The 19,648-nt window shown below is 62.9% G+C and carries 14 protein-coding genes; 9 read left to right on the top strand and 5 right to left on the bottom strand.

The window, feature by feature from the left end:
* Positions 1-327: 327 nt before the first annotated feature.
* From ACSQ9E_RS08230 to ACSQ9E_RS08205, 6 genes are all read left to right on the top strand, one after another.
* Positions 328-846, top strand: a complete 519-nt coding sequence (locus tag ACSQ9E_RS08230; RefSeq protein WP_436217418.1) for a chemotaxis protein CheW — start codon at positions 328-330, stop codon at positions 844-846.
* A gap of 88 nt (positions 847-934) precedes the next feature.
* Entirely contained in the window at positions 935-2,686 is a 1,752-nt protein-coding gene (locus ACSQ9E_RS08225; protein ID WP_436217417.1) for a methyl-accepting chemotaxis protein, read from the top strand.
* Between the two features lie 151 nt (positions 2,687-2,837).
* On the top strand, positions 2,838-4,199 hold the full coding sequence (locus ACSQ9E_RS08220) for a methyl-accepting chemotaxis protein (protein WP_436217416.1): 1,362 nt from the start codon (positions 2,838-2,840) through the stop codon (positions 4,197-4,199).
* Positions 4,177-5,805, top strand: a complete 1,629-nt coding sequence (locus tag ACSQ9E_RS08215; protein ID WP_436217415.1) for a chemotaxis protein CheW — start codon at positions 4,177-4,179, stop codon at positions 5,803-5,805. Before ACSQ9E_RS08220 ends, ACSQ9E_RS08215 begins: the two co-directional genes overlap by 23 nt.
* Before the next feature lie 66 nt (positions 5,806-5,871).
* Positions 5,872-7,161, top strand: a complete 1,290-nt coding sequence (locus ACSQ9E_RS08210) for an HD-GYP domain-containing protein (protein WP_428000240.1) — start codon at positions 5,872-5,874, stop codon at positions 7,159-7,161.
* A gap of 50 nt (positions 7,162-7,211) precedes the next feature.
* The gene (locus ACSQ9E_RS08205) at positions 7,212-7,577 is read left to right on the top strand and encodes a hypothetical protein (RefSeq protein WP_436217414.1); all 366 of its coding nucleotides are present in this window, start codon (positions 7,212-7,214) and stop codon (positions 7,575-7,577) included.
* Between the two features lie 429 nt (positions 7,578-8,006).
* Here the strand turns inward: ACSQ9E_RS08205 and ACSQ9E_RS08200 are convergent, their stop codons facing one another.
* The 5 genes from ACSQ9E_RS08200 to ACSQ9E_RS08180 all read right to left on the bottom strand — a co-directional run bounded on the left by ACSQ9E_RS08200 (position 8,007) and on the right by ACSQ9E_RS08180 (position 15,139).
* A complete protein-coding gene (locus ACSQ9E_RS08200; protein WP_436217413.1) occupies positions 8,007-9,563 on the bottom strand; it encodes a methyl-accepting chemotaxis protein in 1,557 nt (518 codons plus the stop codon).
* 825 nt (positions 9,564-10,388) lie between these two features.
* Positions 10,389-10,721, bottom strand: coding sequence for a hypothetical protein (locus tag ACSQ9E_RS08195; RefSeq protein WP_436178893.1), 333 nt, complete (start codon positions 10,719-10,721; stop codon positions 10,389-10,391).
* Between the two features lie 41 nt (positions 10,722-10,762).
* Positions 10,763-12,730: a putative bifunctional diguanylate cyclase/phosphodiesterase gene (locus ACSQ9E_RS08190; protein ID WP_436217412.1), complete on the bottom strand. Its 1,968-nt coding sequence runs from the start codon at positions 12,728-12,730 to the stop codon at positions 10,763-10,765.
* A gap of 220 nt (positions 12,731-12,950) precedes the next feature.
* Positions 12,951-13,592 (bottom strand): response regulator, encoded by a 642-nt coding sequence (locus ACSQ9E_RS08185; RefSeq protein WP_057203681.1) that lies wholly within the window; start codon positions 13,590-13,592, stop codon positions 12,951-12,953.
* Positions 13,589-15,139 (bottom strand): PAS domain-containing sensor histidine kinase, encoded by a 1,551-nt coding sequence (locus ACSQ9E_RS08180; protein ID WP_436217411.1) that lies wholly within the window; start codon positions 15,137-15,139, stop codon positions 13,589-13,591. The genes ACSQ9E_RS08185 and ACSQ9E_RS08180 overlap by 4 nt, the downstream gene beginning before the upstream one ends.
* A gap of 153 nt (positions 15,140-15,292) precedes the next feature.
* Here ACSQ9E_RS08180 and ACSQ9E_RS08175 point away from each other — a divergent pair, with 153 nt between their 5' ends.
* The 3 genes from ACSQ9E_RS08175 (at position 15,293) to ACSQ9E_RS08165 (ending at position 19,607) form a co-directional block, all read left to right on the top strand.
* Positions 15,293-16,012 (top strand): helix-turn-helix domain-containing protein, encoded by a 720-nt coding sequence (locus ACSQ9E_RS08175; protein WP_436217410.1) that lies wholly within the window; start codon positions 15,293-15,295, stop codon positions 16,010-16,012.
* A gap of 48 nt (positions 16,013-16,060) precedes the next feature.
* On the top strand, positions 16,061-17,776 hold the full coding sequence (locus ACSQ9E_RS08170; RefSeq protein WP_436217409.1) for a methyl-accepting chemotaxis protein: 1,716 nt from the start codon (positions 16,061-16,063) through the stop codon (positions 17,774-17,776).
* 202 nt (positions 17,777-17,978) lie between these two features.
* The gene (locus ACSQ9E_RS08165; protein ID WP_436217408.1) at positions 17,979-19,607 is read left to right on the top strand and encodes a methyl-accepting chemotaxis protein; all 1,629 of its coding nucleotides are present in this window, start codon (positions 17,979-17,981) and stop codon (positions 19,605-19,607) included.
* Positions 19,608-19,648: the final 41 nt, after the last annotated feature.

Here is a 19,648-nt window from a genome sequence, read left to right as displayed (position 1 = left end):
CCAAAAGCCGCACAGCCGGCAAGAAGGTGGCAGGTGGGTGGCTGGTGCATGCCGACGGCCTGCAGGGCGCAGCTGCGTCGCATCGCGCGCAAGACAACCCCCAGGCACCTCGCATTGTCGTGAGTGCGTTCCAAGGATCCTGGTGGTGCGCAGGGCGCCAGCGGCGGCCCCGCGCTGGGCCACCTCACTACTCCAACGCCGGCGCCCGCGGAATCACCCAAAGGTAGCAAATATGAATTTATTGTCAAAGCAAGACGTGAATCGCTTGCTTAAATCATTTTTATCATTAAAATTACGACAAACCCGCAAGACACCACTTTTTTTATCATGAACACCACAATTTCCACCACCCCCAAAACCTCAGGCATCGCTCTGGACTCCGCCGCACCAGGTGAGTACCTGGCCTTTCGCCTGGGCGCCGAGCAGTACGCCATCGACATCCTGCGCGTGCAGGAGATCCGCTCCTACGAGCAGCCCACCCGCCTGGCGCATGCGCCCGACTTCATCAAGGGGGTCATCGACCTGCGCGGGCGCATCGTCCCCATCCTGGACCTGCGCATCAAACTGCAGTGCGCCGAGGTCGCCTACAACGACTTCACCGTGGTCATCATCCTGGACATCGGCACCTCGGTGATCGGCGCGGTCGTGGATTCGGTGGCCGACGTGGTGTCGCTGGCGCCCGAACTCATCAAACCGGCTCCTCAGTTCGAAACCCAGGGCGACGTGGACCCTTCGTTCGTGCAGGGCATTGCCAATGTGGACGGCCGCATGCTGATCCTGATGGACATCAACGCCTTGCTCAGCCACGAGGAAATCGGGCTGGTCGAGACCACGGCAACCGCCTGATACGGCGCATTGCACCCCAGAACATCCCGGACCGGCCGCGCCACAGACGAGCTGACCCCGGACCCCTCCTGTTTCAAAGCTCAATCCCATGAACAACCTGAAAATCTCCACCCGCCTGGCCGGCACCTTCGCGGTTCTGGTCGCCGTCTTGCTGGCCGTCGTCATCGCCGCCTGGTCGCAATTGGCTGCCATGGGCGCCCAGACCCGCGAGATCACCGGCAATTGGCTCCCCAGTGTGGAACTGGTGAACCAACTCGACACCGCCATTGCCAAAGCCCGACTCTTTGAACTGCGCCATGTGATGGCCGCCGATGCAGCCGCCACCGCCACCCACGAGAAATCCATGGGAGAGTTGCAGGCAGAGCTGGACAAACTGAAAAAATCCTACGAAGTCCTGATCAACTCGCCAGAAGAGCAAAAGATCTACGACGATTTCATTGCCGACCGCAAAAAATACGTCGAGCTCACGGCGAAGATTTTCGAATCTTCGCGCAAGAACGACAAGGACCAGGCGGCAGCCTTGCTGGGTGGCGAATCCCTGCAGCTGTTCAACAAGACCTCTGCCACCCTCGAGAAGCTGGTGGAGCTCAACAGCAAGGGAGCACGGCAAGAAGCTGAAAATGCCAAACAGACTGAGGCAACCGCACGGGTGGTACTGATTGCGGCAGCAGCCCTGGCCGTGGCCTTTGCAACGCTGGCAGCCCTGTGGTTGATCCGCTCCATCACCCGGCCGCTGGAACAGGCCGTCAACGCGGCCGATCGCATCGCCCAGGGCGACCTGAGCGGCCAGATCGTGGTCCGGAGCCAGGACGAAACGGGCCACTTGCTCAGTTCCCTGCAGCGCATGCAGCAAAGCCTGGTGACCACCGTGGGCGCCGTGCGCCAGAACGCCGAGGGTGTGGCCTCGGCCAGTGCAGAGATTGCCTCGGGTAACAACGACCTCTCCAGCCGCACCGAACAGCAGGCCAGTGCGCTGGAAGAGACGGCCGCATCGATGGAGGAACTGTCCAGCACCGTCAAGCAAAACGCTGACAGCGCCCGACAAGCCAGCCAATTGGCCATCAGCGCCTCCACGGTGGCAGTGCAGGGCGGCGATGTGGTGTCCGAAGTCGTGGAGACGATGAAGGAAATCAACGCCAGCAGCAGCAAGATCGCCGACATCATCTCGGTCATCGACGGCATCGCCTTCCAGACCAACATCTTGGCCCTGAATGCAGCGGTGGAAGCTGCCCGGGCCGGCGAACAGGGCCGCGGCTTTGCCGTGGTGGCCAGCGAAGTGCGCAGCCTGGCCGGGCGCAGCGCCGAGGCGGCCAAGGAAATCAAGGGCCTGATCACCGCCAGCGTCGAGCGCGTGGAGCAAGGCACGCAACTGGTGGACAAGGCCGGCACCACCATGACCGAGGTGGTTGCCTCCATCCGTCGCGTCACGGACATCATGGGTGAGATCAGTGCTGCCAGCAGCGAGCAGGCTGCAGGCGTCGCGCAGGTAGGAGAAGCGGTCACGCAGATGGACCAGGCCACCCAGCAGAACGCAGCGCTGGTGGAAGAAATGGCGGCAACAGCCAGCAGCCTGAACGGCCAGGCGGGCGAGCTGGTCAACGCAGTGGCGGTGTTCAAGCTCGATGCCAGCGCCCGCAGCGCGCCGGCCCCAGCGCCCCGCCCGGCCACCGCCGCGCCGCGCCCCACCACGTTACAGCGCAAGGCGCTGCCCAAGGGCAATGGCGGCTTCACGCAGGCCAAGGCCAAACCACTGACGGGCCCGGCATCGTTGCGGACCAGCCCCGCCCTGGCCACCGGCAAGCCTGCGCAAGGCAACAACGACGAATGGGAAAACTTCTGACCGGCTGCTGCATGGTTTCCGTCTCGCCCCGGTGGTGCAGTAGCCGCAGCAGGGGCAGCGCCACCTACAAAGCAAGTCCTGGTCATTTGACTTTTGCCCGGCTCCACACCGAGCGATTCGCCTGACCAATCCATCTCCCGAGAGCTTCACCATGAACTCCACATCCATCTCCGCCTCAGATTTACTGCTGGCAGAACAGGGCCCGCGCACGCAGGCGCTGTACGCAGCCATCAACCGCGTGCAGGCGGTCATCGAGTTTTCGCTTGATGGCCGGGTCCTGCACGCGAATGACAATTTTCTGCAGACCTTTGGCTACTCGCTGCAGGAGGTGCAGGGGCAGCACCACCGCATGTTCTGCGCGCCGGAGTTTGCCAAGTCCCGCGATTACGCCCTCTTCTGGGACCGACTGGGAAGGGGCGATTTCGATGCGGGGGAATACAGGCGCATGGACAAGCAGGGAAAGGAGATCTGGATACAGGCGTCCTACAACCCGGTACTGAACGCCGACGGGCGGCCTGAAAGCGTGGTCAAGTTCGCCACGGACATCACGGCCGAAAAGCTGCGCAGCAGCGAATTCGAAGGAAAGCTCGATGCCCTGTCGCGTTCACAGGCCGTCATCGAGTTCGATATGCAGGGCAACGTCATCGACGCCAACCCCAACTTTCTGCGCGCTCTGGGCTATACGCTGCCAGAAATCAAGGGCCAACACCACAGCATGTTCTGCACGCCCGAGCTGGTGAAGTCTGCCGAGTACCGCAACTTCTGGGCCGATCTGTCGCTGGGCCAGTTCCAGAGCGGACGCTACATGCGTATGGGCAAGCATGGGGCAGAGGTCTGGATCCAGGCCACCTACAATGCCATCCTGGATGCTGATGGCAATCCCTACAAGGTCGTCAAGTTCGCGATTGACGTGACCGAACAGGTCCACAGGGAACAAACCATCCGCGAAAAAGTCCCCGAGATATCTGCGGTACTGGAACAACTGTCGGACTCTACCGATGGCATCACCAGCAGCTCACAGCAGTCGCTTGCGCTGGCTCTCTCGGCCCAGGAGGAGGCATCCGGCGGCACGGCGTTGCTGGAGCGCTCACGCGAAGCGACGCGGCAGATACAGAATGCGTCGCGCAGCGTCAACGACATTGTGGACACCATCCGCGACATTGCCAGCCAGACCAACCTGCTGGCTTTCAATGCCGCCATCGAAGCCGCCCGTGCCGCCGAGCACGGCCTGGGCTTTTCGGTCGTGGCCGACGAGGTTCGCAAGCTGGCAGAGAAATCCTCCGCCGCGACCAAGGGCATCAGCCAGTTGATGACCGAGACCCTGCTGCGCATCGAAGAGGGCAGCAGGCTCTCGGAGCAGGTCGAGGACGTGTTTTCGCGCATCACGCGCGCGGTAGGCAACTCCTGCTCCGCCATGACGGATATCCACAAGGCATCGGCGCAGCAGGCCCAGGCGACGCACAGCGCTGCGCGCCTGCTGTCCGAGTTGCATGGCTCGGCGAACGGAGGCTGAAGCAGTGTCGACTTCGTCCTCTCTCCCCCCACCCAGGGCCAACCGGTATGCCATGGTTCGCACGGCAGGCATCACCCTGGCCGTACCGGTCAACGAAGTGGGCCAGGCATTGCCGCTCAACGGACCGGCCGCCCATCTGCCGCGCAGCGAACGTGTGCTGGTAGGCGTATTCCAGCACCGGGGACAGGTGGTACCCATCGTGGACCTGACCTGCTGGGGCAGCCTGCTGCAGGCGGATGCCCCCCCCGCCCATGCGCAGGTCATGATCCTGCAAAAATCAGGGCGCATGACCGGCATCGCCATCGAACGCACGGTGGGCATCGTGTTGGTCGAGCCTGGCGCCGTGCACCAGATACACCATGACAGCGCTGCGCACGAGCTGTTCCACAGTGTCCTTCACGTCAAGGGGTTCGAGCACCCGGTTCCCCTGCTGGACACAGAGCATCTTCTGCAGCAAACCCAGGTCTGGGTGCAGGAACAGCCGGCCATGCGCCAGGCGCTGGGCGCGTCTTCAGCATCCGACGACCGGCCCGCCCAGCAAGGCAGTATCGACGACGCGCGCCCTACTCACACGGAGACCCACGTCGTGGTCGGGCTGGGAGGGTTGCGCTTTGCGGTGCCGGTGCAGTCGGTGGGCACCTTGATGCCGACCCCGCCCCTGCAAAAGCTGCCGAGCCTGGTCAAGGGCTTGCAAGGCGTGTTTGCCTGGGGCCAGCGCAAGGTACCAGTGGTTGGGCTCCACCAGGAACTGGGGCTGAAAAGCCCCCCTTCCGACACCCCGCTGCCACCGTGGCTGCTGGTGGTCCGCACGCCAAGCGAAGCCCTGGGGATTCTGGTCGACGAGTTCGTGGCGGTGCAGCGGTTCGAGTCAGGTCGGCTTCGACCGGCGCTCACCCCGCTGGGCTCCAGCGTGGTCTCAGACCCCGGCGACCCCGCCGGGCGCCCCATACAGCTGCTGTCGGTCACTGCACTGTTCAGCGCCTTGCCCATGGGCGCCATCGGTTCCGAAGACATGCAAACGCTCGGCCGAGCAGGCTCCAGCCTGGGCAAGGGTCTCGGTGGCCGGTCTGGAGATGAGGCCAATGTCTCACCAGAAGCACACCTGGTCTTTCAGGCAGGTCGTACCATGGCAACCCCTCTGAAGGGCATACAGGAGATCGTGAAGGCAGAAGCAGACGAGGATGGGGCCACACTGCCCTTGGCAACCCACTGCCAATGGCGGGGGACACTGGTGCCGCTGCTGGACCTGCGCCTTGCCACAGAAGGGGTGCATTGCATCACCGGGCCGGAACGACGCCTGCTCATTGTAAAAGAAGCGAACCGGCTGACCGCGCTGGTGGTGGAGGCTGTCATCGATCTGGTACCCGCGTTTGTGGGCAGCATTGTCTCGCTGCAACTGAACAAGGGCCGCCGCCTCAACGTGCTCACGACCGAAGTGGCCGGCAAACAAGGCAGCTATGAAATCGTGGACATTGGGCGCCAGGCCCAGGCATTCCAGGACCATGGCCTGAATGCACAGAATTCGACGCCCTCCCGTCCAGGCAGCGGCTCCGGCGCCACCTCCGCCACGACGTCTTCCAGCCAAGGGCAAGCCCTGCCTGGCTGAATCTGGCGTTCTTCCATCTTGAAATCTTGATCGCTGCCGAAGCGCAGCTAAAACGGGAAATTCTTCATGCTCAAGCGCATCAGCATTCAGCACCTTACCTTGGGCATGTATGTGCACGATTTCTGCGGATCGTGGATGGACCACCCGTTCTGGCGGGCCAAGTTCGTCTTGAAGGAGCCCAAGGATCTGGCGCGCATCAAGGCCGCGTCCATCGAGGAGGTCTGGATCGACACGTCCAAGGGCTTGGACGTGGCGGCCGGTGTGCGCTCCGTCTCGCGCGAGGAGGCGGATTTTCAGGTGGAGACCGATTTCGGCATGCTCGACACCATGCCGCCCCTGGTGGTGGATCCGCCTCCCCCGCCCTCGCCGCCGCCCCGCCGTGCGCGGGGCCGGGCACCTGCCAGCATGCACAGCGAGCTGCAGGCGGCGGCGTCCATCTGTGTGGAGTCAAAACAGGCGGTGGTCTTGATGTTCAAAGAGGCACGCATGGGCAAGGCGGTGAATTCCGAGAATGCGCGCAGCCTGGTGGAAGAGATCTCCGACTCCGTCACGCGCAACCCGAGCGCGCTGATCAGCCTGGCCCGCCTGAAGACGGCAGACGACTACACCTACATGCATTCGGTGGCGGTGTGTGCGCTGATGGTGGCGCTGGCCAAGCAGATCAACCTCAATGAAGAGCACACCCGCAGCGCCGGCATGGCCGGGCTGCTGCATGACCTGGGCAAGGCTGCCATTCCGCTGGCGGTGCTCAACAAGCCAGGCAAGCTCACGGATGAAGAGTTCACCGTGATCCAGAGCCACCCGGTGCAGGGCTACCTGATGCTCAAGGAGGGCGGCAGCGTGGAAGACTCGGTGATGGACGCCTGCCGCCACCACCACGAGAAGATGGATGGCTCCGGCTACCCCGACAAACTCAAGGGCGAGGAGATCAGCCTGATCGCGCGCATGACGGCTGTCTGCGATGTGTACGACGCCATCACCTCCGACCGCCCCTACAAGCGCGGCTGGGACCCAGCCGAGTCGCTGCGCCGCATGGCCGAGTGGACCAAGGGGCATTTTGACCCGCGCCTCTTCCAGGCGTTTGTGAAGAGTATCGGCATCTACCCCGTGGGCTCGCTGGTGCGGCTGACCTCCGGGCGCATCGGCGTGGTGACCGAGCAGGGCCAACAGTCGCTGACCTCGCCCAAGGTCAAGGTGTTCTTCTCCACCAAGTCGGACATGCGCATTCCGCCCGTAACCATCGATCTGGCCGAGCCGCAATGCACAGAGAAGATCGTGGCGCGCGAAGACCCGGACCAATGGAAATTTCCGGACCTCAACGAGCTGTGGTCTGGCATGCAGACGCTTGCCCGTTAGTTGTTGTTCAGGCCGAGGCAGCGATTGCAAATCGTCGAGGTAGTTCGACCATGCAGTTTTGGCTCCAGCGGCTTTCCGGCCCTCCATGGGTCGCACCAGCTTTCGCGCAGAACCGGTGGCTTGATTCAAGCCGGCACGGCCTGACAGACGGGTTGCCGATGGCAGTTTGCTCCGGCCTCGGCCGGCGCAATGCTCCCGTTGGGCTCCAGCAACCGGCGATGATTGATTCACCCAACCCATTGGGGCGTGGCAATTTCGACCCCGTACTCGGACCTGTGCGGCGCTCGTCGGTGCAGCAACATGATCTGGAACAGCCCTTGATCGTCTCTGCCAGGGCGTTGCCGCAGCCGTCGCAGGACGGAGGGCTCGACGCCAGCCTCGGTCAGCCGCTTGAAGCTGTGGATGCTGATTACTGAAGACCTATGTGGGATTGATGGATCACCACCCTGTCCCGCTCGGGCTTGCGCGCTTGCTCCGGGCGCGTCGAGCATGAAGTCCGTGCGCATCGACCTGCTGACCCGCAGCCCACGATGAGGCGGGCATACACGCCGATGAGGAAGGCCACGCAGACCATACCCGGCCAGGTCGAAAAAAAGGAAAGGAAGTCGCTGTCCCAACGCCGTTTCAGGCTGCACGCATGAAACTGCCGAATCCTGCGGTCCCGCGGAAAAGGTGCCTGCGCGTAGGGCACCATGGCGCGCAACCTTTTGACGCCCCGGGGGTCTTTACAGCCCTTGAGCCGCATCGGCCGAACTGGCCGCGCAGTGCGCCACCGCCACGCGCTCGATGGACTTCCGAGGAAAACCCCAGGGGCCTTCCCCGCAGCTCCATCCACCATGCGAGAACTATGCTGTGACCATCGCGTTTGAGCCAGAAAGGCGGAAGAACGCCACGGTCTGCACGAGATCACGGGCCTGGTTGTTGAGGCTGCCTGCAGCGGCTGCCATCTCCTCAACCAAAGCGGCATTCTGTTGGGTGACCTGATCCATTTGCGTGACAGCGTCGCCCACCTGCGACACCCCCTGGCTTTGTTCGCTGCTGGCAGCGCTGATCTCGCCCATCAGGTCGGTCACGCGCTTGACGGCACCCACCACCTCACTCATGGTTGTACCTGCCTGCTCCACCAAGACAGAACCCTGTGTAACGCGCTCGACACTGTCGCTGATCAATGCCTTGATCTGTTTGGCTGCATCGGCTGATCGACCTGCCAAATTGCGCACCTCCGACGCCACCACAGCGAATCCCCGGCCTTGCTCACCAGCCCGCGCAGCTTCCACTGCGGCGTTCAATGCCAGAATGTTGGTCTGGAACGCTATGCCGTCAATGACGCCAATGATGTCCGCAATTTTGTGGCTGCTGTCATTGATGCCTTTCATGGTGTTGACAACCTGGCCTACGACGTTGCCACCATGGACAGCGACGGTTGATGCGCTCATGGCCAGCTGATTGGCTTGGCGTGCGTTGTCAGCGTTCTGCTTGACCGTGGCGTTCAATTCCTCCATCGAAGCCGCCGTCTGCTGCAACGCGCTGGCTTGTTGCTCGGTCCGGGCCGACAGGTCATTGTTACCCTGCGCGATTTCAGAAGAAGCAGTGGAAACGTTCTCGGAGCCTTCACGGACATGGCGCACGATGCCTGACAAGCTGTTCTGCATCTCCACCAGAGTCTGCAGAAGTTGAGCCATCTCGTCCTGTCCATGTACGCGGATATCGGATGCCAAATTGCCTTCGCTGATCTGCCTGGCAGCATTGACCGCCATCGACAAAGGCTTCGTAATTGAGCGGGTTGCCGAAATTGCAAACATAGCGCCAAGCACCATGGAAATCAGCGCGGCAAGACCCAATGCCCACTGACTCTTTGCTGTGTCAGCGATGACCCGGTGTTCAAATCCGATGAGCTGATCGCTTGTGTGGCTGGCCACGGCGGAGAGTGCCTGAATGTATTGAGTTGCCAAAGGCCGAAGGTCGCTGTCCACCAGTGCAAACACATCCTCACCAGCCTTCTTGCGCTCCAGCAGCTTGGCACGTGCACCGACGTAAGCGCTCCGATAACTTGCGACATCGGCAAGCAGCATCTTCCCTTTTTCGTCATCTACCAAAGCTTCCAACTTCTGCTGCGCATCAGAGGCTTGCTTGGAGCTTGCAGCCATGTCCGCTGTGAGGGCACTTATATAGCCAGCATCACCAGATTTGAGCGAAGCGGATGCCCGCACCCAATTCACGTCGATTGCAGCTTTCCACTCATGTGCCAGAGCACTGCGCTCCAACTCCACGGTTGCGATGCGTTCACTTGCGCCCTTCAGTTCGGCGAGGCGCCAGATGCCGATGAGAGCAATCAGCGCGGTAACACACAGCACCAGGCCGAATGCCATTCCCAGGCGGGTTCCAATTTTGAGACGATTCATATGTTCTACTAGATTCACGGTGGGCGAGCACTTGAGATGGCTCGGATGGCACCATTGTATCTGTTTTTATCATATTGATCAATAAAGCAATTTTGACTACTTGAAGTAGCGTGGGGTCGGGCGGACAAACCTTTTTCCAGGGCCTTTCTCGCATCTTCTGCGCACGGTCAGCTTCGAGCACACCCCATCTATCTAGCAGTAAAATCATTTCAAGTGGTGGCCATCGGCTGCAGGAGAGGCCAGAACTCTTGAACTTACGGCGGGGCATGAACGGATCGAACAAGTTCGCACCAGCAGAACATGAGTCGATCTGGGAAGTCTGGGTGCGCCGAGAGATGGTGTGGCCCCCGCAAGGACGCGGAAAATCGAAAGTTTCCGGGCCTCCTGAGGGATGCTCTACCTGTAGTTGCCCGATCAGGCACGATGCACCAGTACAGACGCTAAGGCAGTGGGCCTTCGGCGGGAGCGATCTACCGCATGTGTGATCCTATGGATGCCGAAGGCATTCTTCGAAGTTCCAGCGATGAAACGGGCATGGAGCCCCCGACCTGTGCGAAAAAGGCATACAGGGCATCGTCCACCAGGGGCCGATCAAGAGCGCATGCAAAATGCAAGGCCCACCCCTGTCCAGGGTCCGAGGATGGTTGGCAGCTGGCGCCCAACCACGGCATGGCGCTGAAGTAGCGCTCGAACGACGCGCGGAATTGACCGAGTTCCTGCAGCAGTTGCTGTGCGGCCACATCGGGGCCATGCAATCTTTGGCGACGCTCGCTCTCCGTGCCAGACTGAACCACCAGGTACGCGTACCGCATCACAGCCCCTTTCTCAGGCATCCTGAAGCAGGCGATCCAGGGTCGCCTCCATGTCCGACCAGGCATGCCCTTGCGACAGATCGCCCGTGGTCGCCGTGCTGGCGGAGTGCTGCTCTGCACGGAACAAAGCCGTCTTCGCCCTGGGCGCGGAGCGGCGGGCATGGTGCAGGAGCACCCCGAGCATGTCACCTGCGAGCCCCATGTCCACCACCATCAGATCGACGGGCTCGCTCAAGAGCACCAGCACCGCATCCGTCACGCTGGGTACGTCGGTGATGACGCAGCCGGGATCGCGCACCCGGCAAACCGCCTGAACCGCCTGCCTGTGCCAGCGGGTCGGCAGCATGGTCAGAACCCTGCACGGTGCAGCGGTCTGCCGGACGGCGTTCAGCCTGTCTGGCACATGCCACTCCTCAAGGGCCCAGGGCCCCTCGGTGCTCCCTGCGGGCTCAGGAAGGCGGCGCCAGAGGTATCGGCTGCGGCTCGCATGTCTTGGAAAAGCCCTTCAGAAAATGGGACCGTGGCAACGTCGCCATTGCAACGTGCAGGGGGTGATTGTGGTTGGCAGTCTCCTTGGGCACCTTGATCCATGTCAACCTGCTCCGATTCCACAGGCACCGATTCGAAAAGCGCTGCCCAGGGCAGACGGCCGGCGAGCACCCCCTGCATGGCGCTGGTGTCCAGCGGGCGCGCCAACAGAAAGCCCTGCCCCTCGTCGCAGCCCATGGATTGGAGCAACTTCAGTTGGGCCTCGGTTTCGATGCCTTCGGCGATGCAGCGCAGGTTCAGCCGGTGCGCCATGTCCACGATGAGGCGCACGATCTCGCAGGCGCTGGCGTCATCCCCCATGGCGGAGACAAACTGCCGGTCAATCTTCAGGTACTGCACCGGAAAGCGGCGCAGGTAGGCCAAGGAGGAATAGCCCGTGCCGAAGTCGTCGATGCTCAGTGCAACCCCCAGGTTGCGAAAGGACTTCAGAGACAACATCACGGCATCGATATCGCCAAACAGCAGCGACTCGGTCAATTCGATTTCGAGCAGTCGGGCAGGAATGCCGTGGCGGTCCAGCGCGAGCGCAACGTGCTGCACATAGTTTTGGCGTTGGAACTGCAGCGCAGAGAAATTGACCGCCACCACCGGCGCTGCCAACCCCATCGTCTGCCAGGCTGCGATTTGCGCCAGCGCCTGCTCCATCACGCTGTCGCCAATCAATCCGATCAGGCCACGGCGCTCCGCCAGTGGAATGAACTCAGCAGGGGAGATACTGCTGCCATCGGGCAGCACCCAGCGGGCCAAGGCCTCGACTCCCGACAATTGCCCGGAAGCCAGATTCACCTTGGGTTGATAGGCTACGGTGATCTGCTCCAGGCGCACCGCATCGCGCAGCGCGAGCGCCATGCGGCGCTGTCCATCCTGAGCCTCATAGCACTGCAACATGGGCAACCCCGGCACGGCTTCCTGGCGGGCCGCCGACGCATGGAGCAGTGCTTCGGCAGCGCTTGCACACCCCTGCGCCAACGATGACAAGCCCACACTGACCGAGATCTGGATGTGCTTTCCCTCGCCGAGGTCAAAGGGCAATGCCGTCTTCGCATACAGGCGCGAGGCGAACGACTGAACCGCATCACCGCCCTCCGCATGGGGGTCTGCCAGCGCGATGGCGAACTCATCGGGCCCGACGCGGGCCACCAGCGCCGGCCGGCCGTCGGCAGCGGCGACCTCCGTGCAGCGCAGCGCCATCTGGCGCAGCACGGCGTCGCCCGACACCAGCCCGTGCAGTTCATTGAGTTCCGTGAAGCCATCGATGTCCAGCGCGAGCACATGCACCAGGGGGGACTTCTCGCTCAGGAGATCGGCGGCCTCGGTGAACGCCTTGCGGCTGAGCAAGCCGGTGGTTGCATCCGTGGCGGCATCGCGCCTCGCACGTCCGCTGCCCAGCTGTTGCAAGGTTTGCTCGGCATAGGTGCCCAGATGGTATGCGGCCACGCCATCCGATCCACGCAGGGTGACGATGGTCAGGTACTCCTGCGACAGCTGGCCGTCTTTGCGGCGGTTCCAGATTTCTCCTTGCCAGCGCCCCTGGCTGCCCAGCGACGCCCACATGGTGCTGTAGAAACTGCGCCCTTGCAGCCCCGAACGCAGCATGCCCGGGCTGCGCCCGACCAATTCGTCCATGGCGTAGCCGGTCGCGCATTCAAACGCCTCGTTCACCTTGAGGATGCATCCGTCCGGTTCGGTAAGCACCATCGGTGCAGGTGATTCCCGCATGGCCTGCAGCAGCATGCCGACCACCTCACTGCCAAATGCGGGGTGGGCGCTGTGTGCGTCGATGGAGATTGTGAATTGATCGGCCATATGTTTCCTTGAAGAGGAACCGGGAGCGGGCGTGTCGCGCTCCTGATGGCCCAGTGTAGGAACTGCCGGCAGCCCGGTCTGTGGGGAAGTCTCGATGGCCTGGGTGGGGGGGAACTCGACAGGAACCGGGTCGACACAGGTGCAAGAGCCCGCCGCGGGCCTCCCCTGCCCTCGGCATCGTGTCGCCACCGCAGCACTGCGCCGGCCCCCCGGGTGCAGGCTATTGAGGGTCCGCCCCCAGCAATTGGTGGCGCATTGCCAGACGAACCAGTGCGGTCACATTGGGCGTACCCAGCTTGCTCATGAGACGGCTGCGGTAGGTGTCCACGGTCTTGGGCGACAGGTGCAGCTCGCGGCCGATGGCGGCACTGGACAGGCCTGTGACCACCATGACGACAATCTGCCGCTCGCGCGGTGACAGCGCCCCGAAGGGGTCGACGTCTGCATCCGCCGTGAGGGCCTGCACCGCCAGGTCCGCCACCTCCTGGCCAAGGTAGCGGCGGCCCTGCAACACCACCTCGATCGCACGCAGCACCTCGCTCGATGGCGCACCCTTCAGGACATAGCCCACTGCGCCCATGCGCAACGATTCGGCCACATGCTGGGGTTGTGCCGACATGGTGAGCATGACGGTGCGCACGCTCAGCGAGCGGCGCTGCAAGTCGGCGAGAACTTCGAACCCGGACCTTCCGCCCAGGCTCAGGTCCAGGAGCAGTACGTCCGGCATCAGCCGCAGAATGTCTGCTACGGCCACGGTGGGGTCGGCGGTCTCGCCCACGACCTCATGGCCGGCGATCTGCAGCACCGCCCGCAGCCCCTCGCGGACCATCAGGTGGTCGTCCACCAGGTAGAGCCTGCTCATCGACGCACACCCCAGTCCAGCCGCACGATGGTGCCCCCCCCGGGGTTCGGCGCAATGCTGAAGCGGGCACCCGTGGCAAGGGCCCGTTCGCGCATGCCCACCACGCCCAGGTGCCCGGGGCGAGCGATCTGCGTATCCAGGGGCCAGCCCTGCCCATCGTCAATCACCTCGATCCGAAACTGGCTTTCATCGCCTGCCAGTACAACCCTCACAAGGGTGGCTTTCGCGTGCTGTACTGCGTTGGAGGTGGCCTCTCGCGCAACCATGAAGGCTGCGTACTCTGCATCGGCTGGCCAGCGTGTGCGCGCGACCTCGGGCTCGACTTCAAGCAACAGGTCAATGCCCGGAAGGGTGAGGTCGCGCGACCTCAATTCGTTGTCCAATGCGGCCGCGAGCCCGTCATCGTCCAGCAATGGCGGGCGCAGATCCACCAGGACCTGGCGCACTTGCTTGATTGCCTGGTCAATCAGGCCGCCCAGTTGCTGTCTGGCCTTCCCGCTGGCCTGCACATCCTGAGCGTTCGCCGGGCTTGCGTCGAAGGTGAGCCGGATCGCGGTGAGCGTCTGGCCGAGCTGGTCGTGCAGTGCCTGGGCCAGGCGTTGCGTCGTCTCTTTTTCCTGGTGCATGAGCTGCTGCGCCAGATCCGACAGCTCGCTCTGGTAGCGCAGCAGTGCTTCTTCTGCCCGCGCCCTTTGTGTGACATCGCGCAGGATCGCCGTCAGGGTCAGCTTGCCGTTGACCACCGCACGCGAGATGGAGGCTTCCAGCTCCAGAACCTCTCCGTCGGCGCGCACGCCTTTGACGCGGCCTGCGCCCATGGCGCGCCGCGTGACCTTGGATTCCACAAACCCATGCAGGTCAGCGCCATGCCCGCTGCGATAGCGCTCGGGCATCAGGGAGTCCAGCGGTTGATTGAGCATGCTGGCGGCTGAGCGCCCAAAAATGCGTTCGGCCGCCGGGTTGAACAGCACGATGCACCCCTCCTCGTCACAGCTGATCACCGCGTCGCTGGCCGCATCGATCACCGCGGCCAGGGTCTCCTGCTGCTCGCGCAGACGCAGCTCATTCTGGACGCGCTCGGTGACGTCGCGCAGGATGACGGTAAAGAGCTTCTGCCCGGCAATCTCCACCTGCGAGATGGATGCCTCGATGGGGAACTCCTCCCCGTCTGCCCTGAGGCCGCTGATGGCCCCGATGGAGCCCATGCGGCGGGTGGTGATGCCTGTGGTGCCGAAAGCTTCGACGTGGGCCGCATGCTGCCCACGAAATCGCTGGGGCATGAAGCGGGTGATCGGGTGGCCCAGCGCTTGCGCAGCCTCGCAGCGGAACATGCGCTCCGCCGCCTTGTTGAAGAGCACGATGCGCTGCGTTGCATCGATCGTGACGATGCCGTCCATGGCCGATTCGAACAACGCCCGCAGCCGGGCTTCGCTGTCGGAAAGCCCGGTCTGTGCCTCGGTCGGCAGTGGCGGCATGTCAGTCAAATGGAGGTACGCCTCTTGTTGGAACCAGGCGGCAGGCAGCGCATGCACCGATGCACCACCCATGCCGCTCCACCCTCTTTCAGTCATTGTAGGTTCGCTTTGTCAGGGCGGCCAAGGAAACATGACCGAAGCTCCCGTCAGGCGCAGTGGAGAACTCCCCACAGCCAGATCCCGACCGGCTGCCTACAGTCGTGACACCAACCGGGGACCTTCACCATGACCAACGCTTCCACCACCGCCACCTGCTCCCAGTGCACACAACGCGATGTGTGCTTTCCCGTGGACCTGGAGCCATCGCAACGGGTGCGTCTGGACCAGTTGTCGATTCGGCGCATCCGGATCAAGCGGGGCGAGCACCTGTTTCGCGACGGCGATGCATTCAAGGCGCTCTTTACCGTGCGCAGCGGCTTTTTCAAGACAGGCCTGGCCACCGAGACGGGGCACGAGCAGGTGACCGGATTCCAGATGGCCGGCGAAATGCTCGGCCTGGACGGAATCGTCACGGAGCGCCACATGGGCAGCGCGGTGGCCCTCGAGGATTCGGAGGTATGCGCCATTCCCTACACCCGGCTGGCCGAGCTTTCGCGTGAATTGCCCGCCATGCAGCAGCACCTGCACAAGGCGATGAGCCGGGAGATCGTTCGCGAGCACCAGATGATGCTGCTGCTGGGCAGCATGCGCGCGCAGGAGCGGCTCGCGACATTCCTGCTGAACCTGGTCAAGCGACTTCATGCACGCGGGTTTTCGGAATCGGAGCTGGTGCTGCGCATGACGCGTGCAGAAATCGGCTCCTACCTCGGGATGAAGCTCGAAACCGTCAGCCGGCTGTTCTCCAGGCTGACCCAGGAAGGAATCCTGACGGTACACCAGCGGCACGTTTGCATCGCCGACGCAGGCAGGTTGCTGGGCCACGAGTCGCAAGCAGCCATTCACTAGCAGGGCTTGACCCCACTGCCACTCACCCATTCCTACGAAGGATTCCCCATGCAGATCAACCTTCCCGTCACCCACCGCGAGCACGACTATCCCGATACCGATTCACTGGTATCGATGACCGATCGGCAGGGGGTCATCACGCACTGCAACCACGCCTTCGTCGACGTGTCCGGTTATGCGTACGACGAACTCATTGGTCAGCCGCACCACATGATCCGGCACCCCGACATGCCCGCGCAAGCCTTCAAGGACATGTGGCGGACCATAGGCGGTGGCGAGCCCTGGACTGGCCTGGTCATGAACCGCCGCAAAGACGGCGACCACTACTGGGTGGTGGCGAACGTCACGCCCATCATGGAAGGGGGCAAGCCCAGCGGCTACATGTCCGTGCGCACCAAGCCGACACGGGAGCAGATCGACGCAGCACAGTCGCTGTACCTGCGGCTGGCACAGCAGGCGAAGAACGGCAAGGAGGACTTTTATATTGCAGCCGGCCAGGTTCGCAGACGAGGTGTGCGAGGCCTGGCTGCCTCGGCGATCCAGTCATCGCTGACATCGCGCATGGGCTTCGCACTGGCACTGGTGGCCACCCTGTCGATGCTTCCCGACGCCATGGACTGGCAAGGCGCGGCCGCGACCATCGCGCGAACCGGCATCCTCGCTACCGGCCTGGGCATCGTATTTGCCTGGTTCACCTGGCGCCTGAATGCGGCGCTGCACGAAGCCTTGCGATTTGCGGGCGAACTGTCGGCGTGCAATCTGACGGGCGTCCCACGCCTTGACTTTCCCGAGCCCATGGGTGCCTTGATGCGCCGGCTCAACCAGGTCCAGATCAACCTTCGTGCGGTGGTCGGCGATGTTCGCAAGGAGATCACCGGATTCAACGCCTCCGCCAGGGAGATCGCGCAGGGCAGTTTCGACCTGGCGGGCCGCACCGAAACGCAGGCCGCCAGCCTGGAGGAAACCGCAGCAGCCATGGAGGAACTGGCAAGCACAGTGCGCCAGACCGCAGAAACAGCCTCAGTGATGGCGACACGCAGCGATGACAGCGGCCTCATTGCAGGCCGCGGAGAACAGGCGGTGCAGGATGCCCGTGTGGCGATGGACGCCATAGAGCAAACCTCCCGCAAGATCGGCAGCATCACGGCGGTCATCGAAGGCATCGCATTCCAGACCAACTTGCTCGCACTCAATGCAGCGGTGGAGGCTGCTCGCGCCGGGGAGAGCGGGCGCGGGTTTGCCGTGGTCGCCACGGAAGTGCGTGCGCTGGCCCAACGCAGCGCCACTGCCGCCAAGGAAATTCAGCAGCTGACCGCAGAAGCCGCCCAGCGCATCGCTGAAGGGTCTGAACGCATCCACGGCGCAGGCAAGACGCTGGTGGAGGTCACCACCTCCGTGAGCGAGGTGGGTGCCATGGTGAGACAGATCACCGGCGCCACCAGGGAGCAGTCACAGGGCATCTCCCAGGTCAACGAGGCGGTGCTGCAGCTGGACACCGTCACCCAGCAAAACGCGGCCCTGGTGGAAGAGTCGGCCGCATCAGCGGGCACCCTCAGCCAAAGCGCCGAGACAGTGCAGCGCGCCATCTCGGTGTTTCAGATCCACATCCATGGCAGTGCCAGTCGCCCTGGCCCACTTCAACAGAGGGCGCCAGCGCTGCAAAGAGCCACAGGGAGGGTGATGGCGCATGCAGGAAAAAAGCCCCAAGTGGCAAATAGAGGCCCAGGGGTGACTGCGTTGGGCCGCACCCTCCAACTGCCTTAGGGCTGGGCCGCTTTGAATTAAAAAAGCATAAAAGCAACACAATTGCCATATATGATTTAAATGATAGAATCACTCAAAGTCAAACACCGTCATCACCATCTGGATGGGCCTTTCGGCCCGTCGCCCTGATTGGAGTGCGTTCCAGGGCAGGCCGGCGTTGACTTAGTTCCAAACCATCAACACATCCCAAGCTGATCCCTTCATGAACTTCCAACACTCCAAAATATCCACCCGCCTCTCCCTCCTCCTTGTAGCCCTGTGTGCTTTGATGGCTGTCATCGGCTTTGCGGGGCTGATGGGCATGCAACGTTCCAACGCAGGCCTGAACACCGTCTACCAGGACCGGGTGGTACCACTCAAGCAGATCAAGCTGGTATCCGACGCCTATGCGGTCAACATCGTTGATACGGCGCACAAGGTGCGCGACGGTGCGTTGACCGCCCAGCAAGGCCTGGACTCCATCAGCAAGGCCAAGAAGGAGATCGGCGACAACTGGAATGCCTACCTGGCCACCACTCTGGTGCCTGAAGAAACTCGCTTGGTGGAGCAGTTCAAAAAGCTGCTGCCCGCCGCCGACGGCTCCGTAAAAATCCTGGAGGGACACCTTCAGAAAGGCGACCTGGCCGCATTGACCCAATTTGCCGCCAAGGACATGTACCCTGCACTCGACCCCTTGCAGGACGTGCTGGGGGGCTTGGTGCAGGTGCAGCTGGATACCGCGCGCGCCGAATACGAACACGCAGTCGCGTCCTACCAGAACACGCAGCTCTTCGTCGCCCTGTCCATCGGCATGGGCCTTCTGTTTGCATTGGGTTTCGGCTACCTGGTGGCCCGCAGCATCATCCGCCAGCTGGGCACGGAGCCTGGCACTGCTGCCCATCTGGCAACGAGCGTGGCGCAGGGCGACCTCACGGTGGCCATCGCCCTCAAGGATGGAGACACCACCAGCCTGATGGCACAACTCAAGCGCATGCAGGACAGCCTGGTGGCCATGGTTTCCTCGGTGCATCAGAGCTCCGAAAACGTCGCCAGCGCCTCGGAGCAGATTGCCCAGGGAAACACCGACCTGTCCTCGCGCACCGAAGAACAGGCCAGCGCCCTGGAGGAAACCGCGGCCTCGATGGAACAGCTGAACTCTGCAGTGCGCCAGAACGCCGAAAGCGCCCGCAGGGCCAATGAACTGGCATTGAGCGCATCGACCGTAGCGCTGCAGGGCGGTGCCGTGGTGGCCGAAGTGGTGCACACCATGAAGAGTATCAACGAGAGTTCCGTGCAGATCGCGGACATCGTCGGCGTGATTGACTCCATTGCCTTCCAGACCAACATCCTTGCGTTGAACGCGGCTGTAGAGGCTGCCCGCGCAGGTGAACAGGGCCGGGGCTTTGCCGTCGTGGCCACCGAAGTGCGCAACCTTGCAGGCCGTGCCGCTTCGGCGGCCCGCGAAATCAAGGGACTGATCGGTGCCAGCGTGGAACGCGTGGAAGCCGGCACCGCCCTGGTGGACCGTGCAGGCCAGACCATGGGCGAGGTGGTCAACTCCATCCGGCGCGTTACCGACATCATGGGCGAAATCAGTGCCGCCAGCGGCGAGCAGAGCATGGGGGTGGACCAGATCAACGAGGCGGTGACGCAGATGGACCAGACCACCCAGCAAAACGCCGCCCTGGTCGAAGAGATGGCTGCTGCTGCATCGAGCCTGAGCCACCAGGCGCACGGACTTGTGGAAACCGTTGCCCAGTTCAAGTTGCCCAATGTCCGCGCATTGCCTCTGGCCAATGGCGTGCCTCGCCTGTCCCTCATTGGCCATACGCGAGCTTCTGGCGCTGCTTGAACCCGGCCGCACTGAAAGCAACAGCCCAAGCCTGCCCGGCC

It is taken from the genome of Acidovorax sp. LjRoot118 (assembly GCF_964253575.1).
Classification (GTDB): Bacteria; Pseudomonadota; Gammaproteobacteria; order Burkholderiales; family Burkholderiaceae_C; genus Acidovorax.
This window is presented reverse-complemented; position numbering and strand designations above follow the sequence as displayed.